Below are 15,890 nucleotides of genomic sequence, written 5' to 3'. Positions count from 1 at the left end.
AAGGAAATTTTTGATGCCACAACGTCCCAACTTTCTGGTGATTCTGGCCGATGACCTGGGCTTTTCCGATCTCGGTGCATTCGGCGGTGAGATCAACACACCGAACCTCGATGCCCTGGCCAATAACGGCCTGCGTTTGACAGATTTTCACACCGCGCCAACCTGCTCGCCGACCCGTTCGATGCTGCTGACCGGCACCGATCATCACATCGCTGGCATCGGCACCATGGCCGAAGCGCTGACCCCGGACCTGATCGGCAAACCGGGCTACGAAGGGCACCTGAACGACCGCGTCGTTGCCCTGCCCGAGCTGTTGCGCGAGGCCGGTTACCAGACCCTGATGAGCGGTAAATGGCACTTGGGCCTGACCGCAGAACTGGCACCCCACGCCCGGGGTTTCGAGCGCTCTTTTTCACTGCTGCCCGGCGCCGCCAACCATTACGGCTTCGAGCCGACCTACGATGAAACGACGCCGAGACTACTCAAATCCACCCCGGCGCTGTACATCGAAGACGACCAATTCATCGATGAACTGCCAAAGGATTTCTATTCCTCCGACGCCTTCGGCGACAAGCTGCTGCAATACCTCAAGGAGCGCGATCAGACTCGGCCGTTCTTCGCCTACCTGCCATTTTCCGCACCGCACTGGCCATTGCAGGCGCCGGCTGATGTGGTGGAAAAATACCGCGGGCGTTATGACGCTGGCCCTGAAGTACTGCGACTGGAGCGCTTGGAAAAGCTCAAGCAACTAGGGCTGATCGAGGCCGATGTCGAGCCGCATCCGTTGATCCAGTTGACTGCACAATGGGATGCCCTGAGCGATGAGCAACGGCAGATTTCTGCGCGGGCCATGGAGGTTTACGCCGCAATGGTCGAGCGCATGGACTGGAATATCGGGCGCGTCGTCGATTACTTGCGCCAGCAAGGACAACTGGACAACACCTTCATTCTGTTCATGTCCGATAACGGTGCTGAAGGGGCATTGCTGGAGGCTTTCCCGAAATTCGGCCCGCAATTACTGACCTATCTCAACCAGCATTACGACAACAGCCTGGACAACATCGGCCGCGCCAATTCCTACGTCTGGTATGGCCCGAACTGGGCGCAGGTGGCAACCGCACCATCGCGGCTGTTCAAGGCGTTCACCACCGAAGGCGGGATTCGCGTACCGGCGCTGGTGCACTATCCGCAGTTGCCGCTCAAAGGCCAGATCAGCCATGGGTTTGGCACGGTAATGGACATCACGCCGACCATTCTGGATCTTGCCGGCGTGCGCCATCCGGGCAAGCAATGGCATGGCAAACCCGTGGCGGAGGTTCGCGGTAAATCGTGGCTGGGGTTCCTGTCGGGCGAGACCGCGCAAGTGCATGACGAGCACACCGTGACGGGATGGGAGTTGTTCGGACGGAGGGCGATTCGCCAGGGGCAGTGGAAGGCAGTTTACATTCCAGGGCCAGTAGGACCGGCGACCTGGCAGTTGTATGACCTGGGCAGTGATCCGGGGGAAATTCATGACCTGGCATCGAGTCAGCCGGAAAAGCTCAATGCCTTGATCGGGCATTGGCAGCAGTACGTGGATGAGACCGGAGTGATCCTGAGCGAGTCGCCGTTTCAGCCGGATTGATTCAGCCTGATCTACCGCCATCGCCGGCAAGCCAACTCCTACAGTGATTGATGTGATACGACGATCGCATTCACACCGATAAACCCTGTAGGAGCTGGCTTGCCAGCGATGAGGCCATCAAGCGCGCGCACTCTCCACAGTCTGCCCCTGTACTTCTTCCTTGCGCTCAAACCGGTTGGCCCGCGCAAACGTCCCGAAATCATTAAATCGCACACCCATTTCGCGCATCACCTTGTGCGCCACCGGCACCGTCATCTGGCGGATGTAGAACGGCTCCTTCACCACAAAGTGATGGATACCATGGCTGCTGCCGAAGTTGAAGCAGAACGCCTGCAACGGCCACAGCCATGGGGCATTAAGCACTTGGCACTGCTGCATCACGTTGCCCGACTCGATATCACCGTAGTAGTGCATGTTCGAGCTGATGAAGTGCAGGCAGAACGTGCGCAACACGTTCGGGCCGATGATCACCACTGCCGCGATGTCGATCACCTGCATGACTGACAGCGTGGTCGCCGACCATTCGATTGGCGCGCCCATCAGATGCGCGATGCCGTTCGCGGCGTGGAAGCCGAGAAAAACGTACCACGCGCCCCAATGCACCAGCGCCAGCGGCGCGTAGACCTTCAACGTGCGGTAGATGATGCTGTACTTTTGCGCCCATGTTTTTGCGCGAAGCATGCGGATGAACGACGACATCATGTTGTCGCCGACCATCAACAAACGGGCGATTCCCCAAGGCTCGCCGTTGGTGATCGCCCGCTCTTCCATGTCGGTTTCCGTGCCGGAAACCTTGTGGTGATTAAGGTGCAGATGACGGCGAACCCAAGGATTGATCGTGCTCGGGCGCGCCAGCCACACCAGCCCCATCATCAGGTTGTGCGGCACCTTCTGTTTGCGAAAGTACATACTGTGAATCAGGTCGTGCTCCAGTTCATGGGTCAACGACGCAAAAAACGCGTTCAGCAACAGGCACGCCCACCAGGCCATGTGCCCGGTGATGTAGAGCGCCGCCGAACCGATCATGCCGGTCAGCGCGAAGGCCAGAATGCCCGCGCCGAGCGCGTCCTGATGCTTGAGAATCGGGTAACGCTGGCGCAGTTCGACGCCTCTGGCCAGCACCACTTCGCGAATATGTGCTGATCGTTGGGCTGCATTCAGTCGCTGGGGACTTGCAGAAGTACCGTCCATGCTTCCATCCTCTGGTTATTGATGGTTGCATCCTGCCTTGCGAAGCCTCGCAACGCGGTAGCCGAGAACGCCAACCTGTTGACCGGAAGCGCCAATCAGCATGACTGAACCGACCTCCCTCGCCAGCTGGACCCGTGCCTTGCGCAAGCAACTCGACGCGCTTGGCCTCGACAGCACCAGCCTGTGCCGGCAATCAGGGCTCGACCCGCAGTTGATGGACGACCCGAACGCACGTTACCCGTTGTCCGGTACCACGCGCCTGTGGGAGTTGGCAGTGCAGGTCAGCGGCGATCCGGCGATTGGATTGCGCGTTTCCCGCTTTGTCAGCCCCACCACCTTTCATGCGTTGGGTTATGCGCTGGTAGCCAGCGGCAGCCTGCGGGAGGTGTTCGAGCGGATCGTGCGCTATCACCAGGTGGTCAGCGATGCCCTGGAGCTGGAGCTGACCCGTGCCGAGGATTGCTACCATTTCAGCTTGAAAATACCGGTCGGCAATCCGCCTCCGGCCTTCGAAGCCATCGATGCGTTCATGGCGATTTACGTGCGCACTTGCCGCAATCGCCTCGGGCGTGACTACGCGCCACTGGCGACGTATCTGCGCCGCCCGGAGCCGCCAGACGCCCAACAATGGCACAAGGTTTTCCGATCTCCGGTGCATTTCGGCGCCGACGAAGATCGACTGGAATTCGCCTTCGCCGACTTCGAAAGCCACCTCGATGACGCAAATCCCGAACTGGCCGAGCACAACGAAACCGTACTCAAGCGCACTCTGGCGCAACTCAAGCCGCTGACGTGGGAACGCAAGGTCCGCGACGCCATTGAAGAACAACTGCCCGAAGGCGAGCCCAGCGCCGAACACATCGCCAAAGCCCTGCACCTGAGCCTGCGCAGCCTGCAACGGCACCTCGCCGACGAAGGATGCCGATTCGATACGTTGCTCAACGAAAGCCGCGAAAACCTCGCGCTGCTGCACCTGCGCGACCCGCAGGTATCGCTGAGCGAGATCAGTTATCTGCTCGGGTTTGCCGACACCAGCAGTTTCAGCCGCGCATTCAAGCGTTGGACGGGGATGACACCGGGTCAGTTTCGGGATGGGTTGCGCTGATTGATCCGGATGATGATTCACCCAGATCAACTGTAAGAGCGAGCCTGCTCGCGATAGCGGACTGTCAGTCTATATACCTGGAGACTGACACACCGTCATCGCGAGCAGGCTCGCTCCTTCAAGGGATATGTGTCGAATTTCAGATTGTGGCCAACACCCGCAATCGCTCGGCATCGAGGATTTCGATTTCACCGTAACTCAGCCCGATGATCCCCTGGCCCTGCAACTCCTTGAGGATCTGATTGGTGGTCTGGCGTGACAGCGACAACATGGCGGCAAGCTGCTCCTGGGGCAGTTGCAGGACGCGGCGCGGTGGGGCGGTCTCGCCATAGCCTTCGGCGATCATCAGCAAGCGGTGCGCCAGCCGTGCCGGGGCCGGCAACAGGCTCAGTTGTTCGAGGTTGATGAAGGTCATGCGCAATTTCTGGCTCATCAGCAACGCCAGTTGGCGCCAGTGCTGCGGATGCTCATCAAGCAGCGCCAGCAACGTGTTTTGGGGGATGTGCAGCAGCGTGCACTGGCCCACGCCGTACGCATCGTGGGTGCGGGGCTGACCGTCGAACAGGCAGATTTCGCCGAACCAGTGCGGCGGCTCCACCAGGCTCAGCAACGCCTCTTTGCCCTGCTCGCTCACGGCACCCACGCGCACTGCGCCTTCCAGCACCGCGTACAGGCCGCAGGGTGGATCGCCGCGTTTGAACAGCCGCTGGCCCGGTGACAAGCGCCGAAGCCTGGCCACCGACAGCAGACTATCCTGTAGGGAGTCAGGCAAATGGCTGAACCACTGACCGCTCATCAGGCGTGGACGCCAGACCTGCATATCCATGAAAACTCCTAGAGATTGTCGCCTGGCTGACAGAGCGGGAAGTGGCCACGGGGCATGATCAGTCACCCTACAGGAGAACAATAATGAAAAACCTCGTCGACCACCTCAGTCAATACGCCGCCTACCACCGTGACCCGCGCAACATCGCCTCGCACTTTATCGGCATCCCGCTGATCGTGGTGGCTGTCGCGGTGTTGTTGTCCCGGCCGGAGTGGTCACTGGGTGGCGTGTGGATTTCGCCAGCCGTGCTCGTGTCGTTGGCGTCAGCGTGGTTTTACCTGCGTCTGGAGTTGCGTCTTGGGGTGCTGATGACGGTGTTGCTCGGGCTGTCCGTGTGGGCAGGTCATTTGCTGGCACAGCAAAGCACGCTGGTCTGGTTGAGCAGCGGCGTGGCGATGTTCGTCATCGGTTGGGCGATCCAGTTTGTCGGCCATCACTACGAAGGGCGCAAACCGGCATTTGTCGATGACGTGACCGGGTTGATTGTCGGGCCGTTGTTCGTGGTGGCGGAGCTGGCGTTCATGCTGGGGATGCGGCATGAGCTCAAAGAGCAGATCGAGGCGCGGGCAGGCGGTGTTCGGGTCAATCGCAAAAAAACGGCGGCCTGAACGGATCTGTAGGAGCCGGCTTGCCGGCGATAGCGGTGCATCTAACACACCGCGTTGTCATTGATCGCTGGCAAGCCAGCTCCTACAGGGTTTCCTTCGACCAGAGTCAGATGTTGGCGACTTTCTGCCAGACCTTCGGCTTGAAGAACAATGTCTCGCCCTTCGCCAAACCCACCAGGCTGTCGTGATCCTTGACCACTTCGGCTTCGATCAGGTCATTCTGCCCTTCGACCTTCAGCGTCACCCGCGTCGTCGCGCCCAGCGGACGAATATCGCGCACTTCGGCCGCGTGGTGATCCTCTAGTTCATGCCGTGACAACGACACTTCATGCGGACGGAACAGCACGTGATTATCGCCCCCCAGGTGCAGGCGATTGGAGTCGCCGAGGAAGTGGTAAACGAAATCGCTCGCCGGATTTTCGTAGACGTCGCCCGGTGAACCGATCTGCTCGATCACACCCTTGTTCATCACCACGATGCGGTCGGCCACTTCCATGGCTTCTTCCTGGTCGTGGGTCACAAACACCGACGTCAGGTTGATGTCCTCGTGCAAGCGCGCCAACCAGCGGCGCAGCTCTTTGCGGACCTTGGCGTCGAGGGCGCCAAACGGCTCGTCGAGCAACAGCACTTTTGGCTCTACGGCCAAAGCACGGGCCAGGGCAATCCGCTGACGCTGACCACCGGAGAGTTGTTCCGGGTAGCGGTCCGACAGCCAGTCCAACTGCACCATGTTCAACAGCTCGTGGACTTTGGTGGCGATCTGGCTTTCGCTCGGGCGCTGGTTTTTCGGTTTCATGCGCAGGCCGAACGCGACGTTGTCGAACACCGTCATGTGGCGGAACAGGGCGTAGTGCTGGAACACGAAACCGACGTTGCGATCACGCACGTCGTGGCCGGAGACGTCTTCGCCGTGGAACACGATGTTGCCCTGGTCTGGAGTCTCCAGGCCGGCGATGATCCGCAGCAGCGTGGTTTTGCCGCAGCCCGACGGACCGAGCAACGCGACAAGCTCGCCGCTCTGAATGTCCAGACTGATGTTGTCCAGCGCCTTGAACGCGTTGAAATTCTTGCTGACGTTACGCACTTCGATCGACATGAATTATTCCTCCGCGGCGCTGGCGCGCAGGCGGTTAATACGGTTTTCGCTCCACTGCTTGAGCAGCAGGATGAAGAGCGCCAGGATCAGCAACAGGCTCGCCACGGCGAACGCGGCCACGTGGTTGTATTCGTTGTAGAGGATCTCGACGTGCAGCGGCAAGGTGTTGGTCACCCCGCGAATGTGCCCGGAAACCACCGACACTGCACCGAACTCACCCATCGCCCGCGCGGTACACAGCACCACGCCGTAGATCAGGCCCCATTTGATGTTGGGGACGGTGACGTGCCAGAACATCTGCCAGCCATTGGCGCCGAGCAAGCGTGCGGCCTCCTCTTCCTGGGTGCCTTGTTCCTGCATCAGCGGGATCAGCTCCCGCGCCACGAACGGTACGGTGACGAAGATCGTCGCCAACACGATGCCCGGCAAAGCGAAGACGATCTGGATGTCGTGGTCCTGCAACCAGGGGCCGAATAAACCCTGTGCGCCGAACATCAGCACGTAGACCAGACCGGCAATCACCGGTGACACCGAGAACGGCAAGTCGATCAGTGTTACCAGCATGCTCTTGCCGCGGAACGAGTACTTGCTCACGCACCACGCAGCGCTGACACCGAACACCAGGTTCAGCGGCACCGAAATCAGCACGGCAATCACCGTGAGTTTCAGTGCCGACAGCGCGTCCGGCTCAAAAATCGCGGAGAAGAACGCACCGAGGCCGAGCTTCAAGCCTTGGGACACCACGATGAACAGGGGCAGCAACAGGAAAAGCGCAAAAATCAGCCAGCCAAGACCGATCAGGATTCGCCGCGACGTCGCACTGCCACGACGGGCAGCGTTCGAGGAAGCGGCAGCAATAGACGATTGGGACATGGGTGCCGCCTCCTTATGGGGTTTCGATGCGACGCTGCAGCAAGTTGATCAGCAGCAGCAGAATGAAGGAAACCACCAGCATCAGTACACCAATGGAGGTAGCGCCGGTGTAATCGTATTGGTCGAGTTTGACCATGATCAGCAGCGGCAGGATCTCGGTTTTCATCGGCATATTGCCGGCGATGAAAATCACCGAACCGTACTCGCCGACCCCGCGGGCAAAGGCCAGGGCGAACCCTGTCAGCCACGCCGGAAGCAGCGCCGGAACCAGGATATGGCGGAAAACCTGCAACGGCTTCGCACCCAGGCACGCCGCCGCTTCTTCCACTTCACGAGGAATATCGGCCAATACTGGCTGTACGGTACGTACCACGAATGGAAGTGTCACGAAAGTGAGGGCAAGGGTGATGCCCAGAGGGGTGTAGGCGATCTTGAAACCCAGATCCGCTGCAAACTGACCGACCAGGCCGGTAGGGGTATACAACGCCGTCAGTGCAATACCGGCCACCGCCGTGGGCAATGCGAACGGCAAGTCGATCATTGCATCGATAACTTTTCGTCCAGGGAAGGTATAGCGCACTAATACCCAGGCCAGCAGTGTTCCGATGATGCCGTTGATGATCGCGGCATAGAGCGCGGTGCCGAAGCTCAGTTTCAATGCTGCCAGCACCCGTGGTGCCGAAATGATTGCCCAGAACTGATCCCAGGTGAGTTGAGCGGCATGCACGAACATCGCCGCCAGTGGTATGAGCACAATCAGGCTGAGGTACACCAAGGTGTAGCCCAGCGTCAGCCCGAAGCCGGGTATGACGGGGGAGATACGACGCGACATAAAAGTCCTTGGTTGAGAACGCACAAAGCCTCGAATCGAAATTCGAGGCTCGTTGATGGCTATTTAAGATTACTGTGCCTGATAGATCTGGTCGAATACGCCACCGTCATTAAAGAATTTCGGCTGCGCGGTTTTCCACCCGCCGAAGTCTTTGTCGATGCTCACCAGCTCCAGTTTCGGGAACTGCTGGGCGTACTTGGCAGCGACATCCTTGTCGCGTGGACGATAGAAGTTTTTCGCCGCGATTTCCTGGCCGGCCGGGCTGTACAGGTGTTTGAGGTACGCCTCGGCGATCTCGGTGTTGCCTTTTTTCTCGGCGTTTTTGTCCACCAATGCCACTGGCGGCTCGGCGAGGATCGACAGCGAAGGCACGACGATGTCGAATTTGTCGGCACCGCCATCCTCTTTCAAAGCCAGGAACGCTTCGTTTTCCCAGGCCAGCAACACGTCACCCTGACCGTTGTTGACGAAGGTGATGGTCGAACCGCGCGCGCCGGTGTCCAGCACTGGCACGTGTTTGAACAGAGTTTGCACATACGCCTTGGCCTTGGCTTCGTCACCACCATTGGCTTTCAGGCCGTAGGCCCATGCCGCGAGGAAGTTCCAGCGAGCACCGCCGGAGGTTTTCGGGTTTGGCGTGATCACCGACACATCATTCTTGACCAGATCCCCCCAGTCCTTGATGCCTTTAGGATTGCCCTTGCGCACCAGGAAGACGATGGTCGAGGTGTACGGCGTGCTCGCTTCGGGCAAGCGTTTCTGCCAATCCGCCGGCAACGTTTTACCGAGTTTGGCGATTTCGTCGATGTCACCCGCCAAGGCCAGGGTCACCACGTCGGCGCGCAGGCCGTCGATCACCGCCCGACCCTGCTTGCCCGAACCGCCGTGCGATTGCTGGATCTTCACGGTGTCACCAGCGTGATCCTTCTGCCAGGACTTGATGAACTCGGCGTTGTACTCCTGATACAGCTCACGGGTCGGGTCATACGACACGTTGAGCAGTTCGTAGTCCTTGGCAACTGCGGAACCGGCAAAAAGGGCGCTGGCCAGGGCGGCCAAGGCGAAATGGCGAATCGACGACATGGTGAAAGCTCCTGGAATTCTGTTGGTGATGGCTTTTTTTATGGATATCTGGAACCGCGATGCCTGATCTGCCTCACCCCGGTTTGTGGCCCGGCTGCTGCAAACGGAATTTTTCTTTGCGCTCGATCTGCACCACCTGGGCGTTGTGCACGGTGATTTCCACGGCGCCAAAGCGCAGGTCGCGCAGGGCACTCTGGATTTCACGCAGGATGGTGGCTTCGTCTTGACCGTCGACACTACGCAGGGATGCGCTCATGGGGCTGCTCCTTCAACTGAGAGGTTGCCTGGCAGTGGCGGCACTGCTTGCGGCGTGAAACCAATAGTAGAGAGGCGCGGATATTCTTAAAAAGACTATTTAAGAATGTTTATATAACCAGAAGAGATTAACTGAAGGGACAAGGGCTTGAGGCCAATCGCCCGCTTTCAGCCATACCCAAAACCTGTAGAAGGCGGCTTGCCGGCGATGCGGCCATCAAACCTTGCATTCGCATTCAAGGCCGCTATCGCTGGCAAGCCAGCCCCTACAGGGATTGCTCAGCGAATCTCGGGAGCCCGAGCCCAATCCAACTGCACGGCTGGCACTGGCCGCCCAAACCAGTAACCCTGCCCCAGATCGCAATCGTGTTCGAGCAAGAAAGCTGCCTGCTCGACCTGCTCGATCCCCTCCGCATGCACCTGCATGCCCATACTCTGGGCGAGGGCGATGATGATCCGCGCAATGGCCGCGTCATCCTCATCCCATGGCAATCCGGCCACGAAGCCTTGGTCGATTTTCAGCTTTTGCACCGGTAAGCGCTTGAGCCGCAACAGCGACGAATAACCAGTACCGAAATCGTCGATGGCCAGGCGCACACCCAATTCGCGCAGTCGATGCATCTGCTCCAGCGCGACCTCCGGGTCCTCCATCACGGCGCTTTCAGTGACTTCCAGTTCCAGATATGAGGGTTCCAGCCCGGTTTCGCGCAACACCTGCGCCACCTGCTGATACAGCTCACGACGAGCGAACAAGCGCGAAGAAACGTTGACCGCCACAAACGACAACGCCACCCCGTCCAGCTGCCACAGACACATCTGACGACACGCCTGCCCCATGACCCAGGCATCGATTTCGGCGATCAATCCGGTTCGCTCGGCAACCGGGATGAATTCAGCTGGAGACACCAGCCCCCGCTGCGGGTGCTGCCAGCGCACCAGCGCCTCGACCCCGACAAGGCGACTGGTCTTGAGGTCGTGAACCGGCTGGTAGTACACCCGCAACTCTTGCTGGTCGAGCGCACGGCGCAGCTCGAAGGCAATCTCGACACGATGCTGGGCGTGAGCCGTCAGCTCTTCGGTGTACAGGGCGTAGCCGTTGCGACCGGCGTTCTTGGCCTTGAACAAGGCCGAATCGGCGTTGCGCAGCAATTGTTCGGCACCCTGCGCATCGCTGGGGAACAGACTGATGCCAATGCTGGTGTTGATAAACAGCTGATGACCGTCGATAGAGAACGGCTCCTTGAGGCCATCGATGATCCGCTGAGCCAATGCGGCGGCCTGCACCAATTGCGGACAACTTTCGGCCAGCACGGCGAACTCATCACCTCCCAGCCGCGCCAGGGTGACCCCTGGCCCAAACATGGCGCTCAGCCGCTCGGCGACCGCCTTGAGCAACTGATCGCCGATGGTGTGCCCCAGGCTGTCGTTGATCATCTTGAAATGATCCAGATCGACCATCAGCAATGCGCAGCCGCGCTTGTTGATCTGCGCCGAGGCCAGGGCCTGTTCGGCACGATCGGTGAACAGCAGGCGGTTCGGCAAGTCGGTCAGTGGGTCGTGGTGCGCCAGGTGCATCAATTCGTGTTCGGACTTCTTGATCGCACTGATGTCGGAAAAAACCGCCACATAATGGCTGGGGCGACCGTCGTCGTCGTGAATCAAACGAATCGTCTGCCATTGCGGGTAAATCTCCCCGCTTTTGCGCCGGTTCCAGATTTCCCCGCTCCACTCCCCGAGGCTGTCGAGTGTGGAAAACATTGCCTGATAGAAATCGGGCGGATGCCGCCCCGATTTGAACAGACTGGGCCTTTTATTGAGTACGTCCTCGCGCTGATAACCGGTGATGTCCATGAATGCGCGATTCACGTGGACGATCAGGCCCTCGGTGTTGGTAACCAGCACCCCTTCACAGGTGCAATCGAACACCGCAGCGGCCTGGCGCAGACGCTCACGATCGGCTTTACGCTCACGCAACCTCGCGCCGATCCCCAGACAGTGAAACAGTCGAGCTCGAGCGATAAAGATCAACCCGGCACTCAACAGCACCAAAACATAACCGTTGATCAGTTGCCAGCGCAGTCGCTCGTCGGAACTATCGAAGAAACTGCTCAATAACCAGTCGCCAATCACCAGCCAGACAACCGAAAACAAGAGGTAAAGCAGCGCTGCCCGCAAGGCATCGCGATAGGTAGCAGACATCAGGCGATCCATGTCCCTGCAAAAAGGTGGGCATTGTAGTTTAAAGACACATCCAGGCACTCTTATCTGAAAGGCCGACTGGTTTTCTGTGTGAGCTTAGTGATAATGCAACGGCTGTTTTTTTATTTATCGAGGGCCCTATAGCCTATGTGGTACGAAGGTTTTCTTGGCTTGTCGCCCTGGTCGCTGGTGGCAGTCACCTTGCTGATGACCCACGTCACGATCATTGCCGTCACGGTTTATCTGCATCGTTACTCAGCCCATCGCTCGCTTGAGTTGAATGCCGGCCTGAAGCACTTTTTCCGTTTCTGGCTGTGGCTGACCACGGCGCAGAACACCCGCGAGTGGACGGCCATCCACCGCAAGCATCACGCCAAATGCGAAACCGTCGATGATCCGCACAGCCCGGTCATCAAGGGCTTGTCCACGGTACTGCGCAAAGGCGCCGAGCTGTACCGCGCCGAAGCGGAAAACCCCGAGACCCTGCGCATCTACGGCAAGAACTGCCCCGAGGACTGGATCGAGCGCAACCTCTACAGTCGCTTCCCGCTGCTGGGCATTGCCATTATGGGCGCTATCGACCTGCTGCTGTTCGGCACCATCGGCATCACCATCTGGGCCATCCAGATGATGTGGATTCCGGTCTGGGCCGCTGGCGTGGTCAATGGCCTGGGCCATGCCATCGGCTATCGCAACTTCGAATGCCGCGATGCGGCGACCAACCTGGTGCCGTGGGGCATCCTGATCGGCGGTGAAGAACTGCATAACAACCATCACACCTACCCTAACTCGGCAAAACTGTCGGTGAAAAAGTGGGAATTCGATCTGGGCTGGGCCTGGATTCAAGTGTTCAGCTTCCTGCGCCTGGCCAAGGTTCAGCGGGTTGCGCCGATCGCCCACCGTGTCGAAGGCAAGGGCAATCTGGACATGGACACCGCGATGGCGATCCTCAACAACCGCTTTCAGATCATGGCCCAGTACCGCAAATTGGTGATCGGCCCGCTGGTCAAGCAAGAACTGGAGAAGGTCGATCACTCGGTCCGCCACCAGTTCCACCGCGCCAAACGCCTGCTTTCGCGAGAAACCAGCTTGCTGGATGACAAACACCACGTGCGCATTCAGAACATGCTCGAGCACAGCCAGGCATTAAAGGTAATTTACGAGAAACGCTTGGCCTTGCAGCAGATCTGGGTCAAGACCAGCTCAAATGGTCACGACATGCTGGCCGCCATCAAGGACTGGATCCATGAGGCAGAAGCCAGCGGGATTCAATCCCTGCGCGACTTCGCCGATCAGTTGAAGACCTACTCCCTGCGCCCTGCTGCGGCCTGAGCCAAAAAACCTGTAGGAGCGAGCCTGCTCGCGAAACGGGCGTGTCAGTCGAAATCAGTATCGACTGACACGCCTGTTTCGCTGGCAAGCCCGCTGCTACAGGAGGTTTGCTTCAGGACTGTCTTTTGCGCAGGCGCATCAGTTCCGGCAAACCGATCTTGAGCAACCGCGCCGTCCGGCTCTTCGCCAGTTCCTCAATGCCCTCATGCTCTGTCAGACGCGCCATCTGCGCCGCCATGTTCATCACCAGCGCTTCTCGAGAATAAACCCCGCCACCGAGCTGATAGGCCGCTGCAATCAGCTCGCGCAACTCCAGCGGCAACCGCCAGCGCGTGCGCAGCGCCGAGCCATAGGCCGCGCCGAATCTGGTCAGCGACTCGCCCACTTCCTCCAGCTCATCCAACTCACCACCGGCCTGTTTCCATTCCTGCAAACAACGAAGCAACGCCAGATCGCCAAGACGGTGCAGCATGCCGGCGCAGTAGCAGCGCTCCTGATCCAGATCGAGCAAGCGCGCCAGGGTCCGCGCAAATTCGGCCGTGTGTAACGACAGCTCCCAGTAACGCTCGGCGTAGTCCGCCAGACAGGGATCGCTAAGCCGTGCGCTTCGCTTGAGCGCCAGCCCGAGGATCAGGTTCATGCTTTGCCCGGTGCCCAAGCGATGTAGCGCCTGGGACAAGGTTTGCACCGCTGCGCCATGATGCTGGGCCGCACTATTGGCAGCAGCAATCAACACAGCCGTGACCTGCGGATCGGTACGAATTTCGTCTTCCAGCACTTTCAGATCGAGGCCGCCGGGGTGGAGGCTGCGCTTCACCGCTACCTGCACGTCCGTCATCAGAGGCGCACCTTCAGCCAGCTCACGGCGTCGCTCTAGAAACACAGGCAAGGTCATCCCCGGTGCGAGAGCCGGCACTTCACAGGAGACTTCTTCGCCAGCATTGAGCAGTAACCCCTGCAACCGATGGGTCAGGCTTTCCATATTCAGGGGTTTGGTCAGGTACGCGGCCGGCGCCAGCGGCAGGGCTTCACGCACACTGGCGCTATCGTTGCGACTACTCATCAGCATGAACGGCAACGGAGGATTGCGTTTGCGCTGACGAACACTGCGCAGGACATTCAGGCCATCGACACCCGGCAGCTCCCAGTCGGCGATCACCAGGTCATACGGATTGGCCGCCAACAGTGCCAAGGCTTGCTGACCGTCACCGCACAAATCCAGCCGTGCATCGCAACGAACGCTCAACAGCACTTCCTTGAGCAGATCCCGGGACCAAGGGTCAGCCTCGGCAATCAATACGCGTGGAACGGCGGGTAAAATAACCGTTGTCATACAGCTCTCCCTGGCAATGCAGGAACCTTAGCCAATGCAGGCCCTTCGATACAGTGTTAATGCGCATGAGGGGTTTCAAGGAGCGTAAAAAAACCCGCCGAAGCGGGTTTTTTGTGAACCGGGTCACACTTGGTGATCAGAGCTCAGAGAAGCACTCTTCAATGATCGCCAGACCTTTATCCAGCTGCTCGTCCGGCGAAGTCAGCGGTACCAGCACACGCAGAACGTTGCCGTAGGTGCCGCAGGACAGCAGGATCAGACCCTTGTCGCGCGCCTTGGCCACAACCGATGCCACAGCGGCAGCGTTCGGCTTGTGGCTGTCGCCGTTTTCGAACAGTTCGACTGCGATCATCGCGCCCAGGGCACGGACTTCACCGATCACCGGGTATTTAGCCTGGATGGCCTTCAGGCCAGTCACCAGACGCTCGCCGACAGCCTTGCAGCGGTCCAGCAGGTGCTCTTCTTCGAACACTTCCATCACGGCCAGGGCCGCGGCGCAAGCGATTGGGCTACCGGCATAAGTGCCGCCCAGGCCGCCTGGAGCGATGGCGTCCATGTATTCGGCCTTACCGCACACACCGGCCAGCGGGAAGCCGCCAGCGATGGATTTGGCGAAGGTGGTCAGGTCGGCAGCAACGCCCATCTGTTCCATGGCGAAGAAAGTACCGGTACGGCCAGCGCCCGTCTGTACTTCGTCGGCGATCAGCAGGATGCCGTGCTGGTCGCACAGTGCACGCAGACGCTTCATGAATTCTTTAGGCGCGACGTAGAAACCACCTTCGCCCTGAACTGGCTCGATGATGATTGCAGCGATGTCACGTGGCTCTGCATCGTTCTTGAAGACGCGCTCGATGGACGCGATCGAATCGTCGATGCTCACACCGTGCAGTTCGTTCGGGTACAGCGCCCGGAACACGCCGCCTGGCATCAGACCCATGCCGGCCGAGTAAGGCACGACTTTACCGGTCAGACCCAGAGTCATCATGGTGCGACCGTGGTAAGCGCCGGTGAACGCGATCACGCCGGCACGGCCAGTGGCGGCACGGGCGATTTTCACGGCGTTTTCTACGGCTTCGGAACCGGTGGTGACCAGCAGGGTTTTCTTCTCGAAATCACCTGGGACCTTGGCGTTGATTTTTTCGCACACTTCAACGTACGGCTCGTAAGCCAGCACCTGGAAGCAGGTGTGGGTCAGCTTGTTCAGCTGCTCGGTCACGGCGGCGATGATTTTCGGGTGCACGTGGCCAGTGTTCAGCACAGCGATACCGCCGGCGAAGTCGATGAACTCACGACCTTCAACGTCGGTCACGGTCGCGTTCTTGGCGGACTCGGCGAAGATCGGGTGAATCTGGCCAACACCACGTGGAACAGCAGCGGTACGGCGGGCCATCAAAGAAGCGTTAGTCTTGCTCATAAAGTCCTCATTCGCCGCTCATCGGGCGGCGTGGTTCAAGGAAAATGCGGCGGGGAGTCAACGGCGGCAGCATGCGATGATCGACTGCCACAGCGTTCCCGGCCGCAGATAAAATTCCG

At 59.3% G+C, this 15,890-nt stretch carries 14 protein-coding genes; 4 read left to right on the top strand and 10 right to left on the bottom strand.

Annotated features, from left to right (window positions below; all coding sequences use genetic code 11):
• Window positions 1-13: 13 nt before the first annotated feature.
• Window positions 14-1,624, top strand: a complete 1,611-nt coding sequence (locus AD668_RS16835; RefSeq protein WP_053160689.1) for an arylsulfatase — start codon at window positions 14-16, stop codon at window positions 1,622-1,624.
• 117 nt (window positions 1,625-1,741) lie between these two features.
• On the opposite strand, the gene AD668_RS16830 is transcribed toward AD668_RS16835, so the two are convergent.
• Window positions 1,742-2,815 (bottom strand): fatty acid desaturase, encoded by a 1,074-nt coding sequence (locus AD668_RS16830; RefSeq protein ID WP_053160688.1) that lies wholly within the window; start codon window positions 2,813-2,815, stop codon window positions 1,742-1,744.
• Window positions 2,816-2,915: 100 nt separating this feature from the next.
• Here AD668_RS16830 and AD668_RS16825 point away from each other — a divergent pair, with 100 nt between their 5' ends.
• Window positions 2,916-3,920, top strand: coding sequence for an AraC family transcriptional regulator (locus AD668_RS16825; RefSeq protein ID WP_053160687.1), 1,005 nt, complete (start codon window positions 2,916-2,918; stop codon window positions 3,918-3,920).
• A gap of 139 nt (window positions 3,921-4,059) precedes the next feature.
• Here AD668_RS16825 and AD668_RS16820 read toward each other — a convergent pair whose 3' ends face one another.
• Entirely contained in the window at window positions 4,060-4,746 is a 687-nt protein-coding gene (locus AD668_RS16820; RefSeq protein ID WP_053160686.1) for a Crp/Fnr family transcriptional regulator, read from the bottom strand.
• Between the two features lie 83 nt (window positions 4,747-4,829).
• On the opposite strand from AD668_RS16820, the gene AD668_RS16815 reads away from it, so the two are divergent.
• Entirely contained in the window at window positions 4,830-5,354 is a 525-nt protein-coding gene (locus AD668_RS16815) for a DUF962 domain-containing protein (protein WP_053160685.1), read from the top strand.
• 106 nt (window positions 5,355-5,460) lie between these two features.
• Here AD668_RS16815 and AD668_RS16810 read toward each other — a convergent pair whose 3' ends face one another.
• The 6 genes from AD668_RS16810 to dibA all read right to left on the bottom strand — a co-directional run bounded on the left by AD668_RS16810 (window position 5,461) and on the right by dibA (window position 11,692).
• Window positions 5,461-6,450, bottom strand: a complete 990-nt coding sequence (locus tag AD668_RS16810; protein WP_053160684.1) for a sulfate/molybdate ABC transporter ATP-binding protein — start codon at window positions 6,448-6,450, stop codon at window positions 5,461-5,463.
• Between the two features lie 3 nt (window positions 6,451-6,453).
• Window positions 6,454-7,323 (bottom strand): sulfate ABC transporter permease subunit CysW, encoded by an 870-nt coding sequence (gene cysW / locus AD668_RS16805; protein ID WP_053160683.1) that lies wholly within the window; start codon window positions 7,321-7,323, stop codon window positions 6,454-6,456.
• A gap of 13 nt (window positions 7,324-7,336) precedes the next feature.
• Window positions 7,337-8,155, bottom strand: coding sequence for a sulfate ABC transporter permease subunit CysT (cysT, locus tag AD668_RS16800; protein WP_053160682.1), 819 nt, complete (start codon window positions 8,153-8,155; stop codon window positions 7,337-7,339).
• 69 nt (window positions 8,156-8,224) lie between these two features.
• Window positions 8,225-9,238 carry a sulfate ABC transporter substrate-binding protein gene (locus AD668_RS16795; RefSeq protein WP_053160681.1) on the bottom strand — a complete coding sequence of 338 codons (1,014 nt, stop codon included), beginning with the start codon at window positions 9,236-9,238 and terminating at the stop codon, window positions 8,225-8,227.
• A 73-nt stretch (window positions 9,239-9,311) separates the two neighbouring features.
• A complete protein-coding gene (oscA, locus tag AD668_RS16790; RefSeq protein WP_016965985.1) occupies window positions 9,312-9,494 on the bottom strand; it encodes a sulfur starvation response protein OscA in 183 nt (60 codons plus the stop codon).
• A gap of 278 nt (window positions 9,495-9,772) precedes the next feature.
• Complete coding sequence (dibA, locus tag AD668_RS16785; protein ID WP_053160680.1) at window positions 9,773-11,692, bottom strand: phosphodiesterase DibA; 1,920 nt, start codon at window positions 11,690-11,692, stop codon at window positions 9,773-9,775.
• Between the two features lie 147 nt (window positions 11,693-11,839).
• On the opposite strand from dibA, the gene desA reads away from it, so the two are divergent.
• Complete coding sequence (gene desA / locus AD668_RS16780; protein WP_053160679.1) at window positions 11,840-13,024, top strand: delta-9 fatty acid desaturase DesA; 1,185 nt, start codon at window positions 11,840-11,842, stop codon at window positions 13,022-13,024.
• 112 nt (window positions 13,025-13,136) lie between these two features.
• On the opposite strand, the gene AD668_RS16775 is transcribed toward desA, so the two are convergent.
• Window positions 13,137-14,357: a response regulator gene (locus tag AD668_RS16775; protein ID WP_053160678.1), complete on the bottom strand. Its 1,221-nt coding sequence runs from the start codon at window positions 14,355-14,357 to the stop codon at window positions 13,137-13,139.
• 136 nt (window positions 14,358-14,493) lie between these two features.
• A complete protein-coding gene (gene gabT / locus AD668_RS16770) occupies window positions 14,494-15,771 on the bottom strand; it encodes a 4-aminobutyrate--2-oxoglutarate transaminase (protein WP_053160677.1) in 1,278 nt (425 codons plus the stop codon).
• Between the last annotated feature and the right edge of the window lie 119 nt (window positions 15,772-15,890).

The organism is Pseudomonas sp. P1.8, from assembly GCF_001269805.1.
GTDB lineage: Bacteria > Pseudomonadota > Gammaproteobacteria > Pseudomonadales > Pseudomonadaceae > Aquipseudomonas.
This window is presented reverse-complemented; position numbering and strand designations above follow the sequence as displayed.

Excerpts from the sequence above, each read along its gene's own strand:
- AD668_RS16835 (WP_053160689.1), top strand. The coding sequence starts at position 14 with ATGCCACAACGTCCCAACTTTCTGGTGATTCTGGCCGATGACCTGGGC.
- AD668_RS16830 (WP_053160688.1), bottom strand. The coding sequence starts at position 2,815 with ATGGACGGTACTTCTGCAAGTCCCCAGCGACTGAATGCAGCCCAACGA.
- AD668_RS16825 (WP_053160687.1), top strand. The coding sequence starts at position 2,916 with ATGACTGAACCGACCTCCCTCGCCAGCTGGACCCGTGCCTTGCGCAAG.
- AD668_RS16820 (WP_053160686.1), bottom strand. The coding sequence starts at position 4,746 with ATGGATATGCAGGTCTGGCGTCCACGCCTGATGAGCGGTCAGTGGTTC.
- AD668_RS16815 (WP_053160685.1), top strand. The coding sequence starts at position 4,830 with ATGAAAAACCTCGTCGACCACCTCAGTCAATACGCCGCCTACCACCGT.
- AD668_RS16810 (WP_053160684.1), bottom strand. The coding sequence starts at position 6,450 with ATGTCGATCGAAGTGCGTAACGTCAGCAAGAATTTCAACGCGTTCAAG.
- cysW (WP_053160683.1), bottom strand. The coding sequence starts at position 7,323 with ATGTCCCAATCGTCTATTGCTGCCGCTTCCTCGAACGCTGCCCGTCGT.
- cysT (WP_053160682.1), bottom strand. The coding sequence starts at position 8,155 with ATGTCGCGTCGTATCTCCCCCGTCATACCCGGCTTCGGGCTGACGCTG.
- AD668_RS16795 (WP_053160681.1), bottom strand. The coding sequence starts at position 9,238 with ATGTCGTCGATTCGCCATTTCGCCTTGGCCGCCCTGGCCAGCGCCCTT.
- oscA (WP_016965985.1), bottom strand. The coding sequence starts at position 9,494 with ATGAGCGCATCCCTGCGTAGTGTCGACGGTCAAGACGAAGCCACCATC.
- dibA (WP_053160680.1), bottom strand. The coding sequence starts at position 11,692 with ATGTCTGCTACCTATCGCGATGCCTTGCGGGCAGCGCTGCTTTACCTC.
- desA (WP_053160679.1), top strand. The coding sequence starts at position 11,840 with ATGTGGTACGAAGGTTTTCTTGGCTTGTCGCCCTGGTCGCTGGTGGCA.
- AD668_RS16775 (WP_053160678.1), bottom strand. The coding sequence starts at position 14,357 with ATGACAACGGTTATTTTACCCGCCGTTCCACGCGTATTGATTGCCGAG.
- gabT (WP_053160677.1), bottom strand. The coding sequence starts at position 15,771 with ATGAGCAAGACTAACGCTTCTTTGATGGCCCGCCGTACCGCTGCTGTT.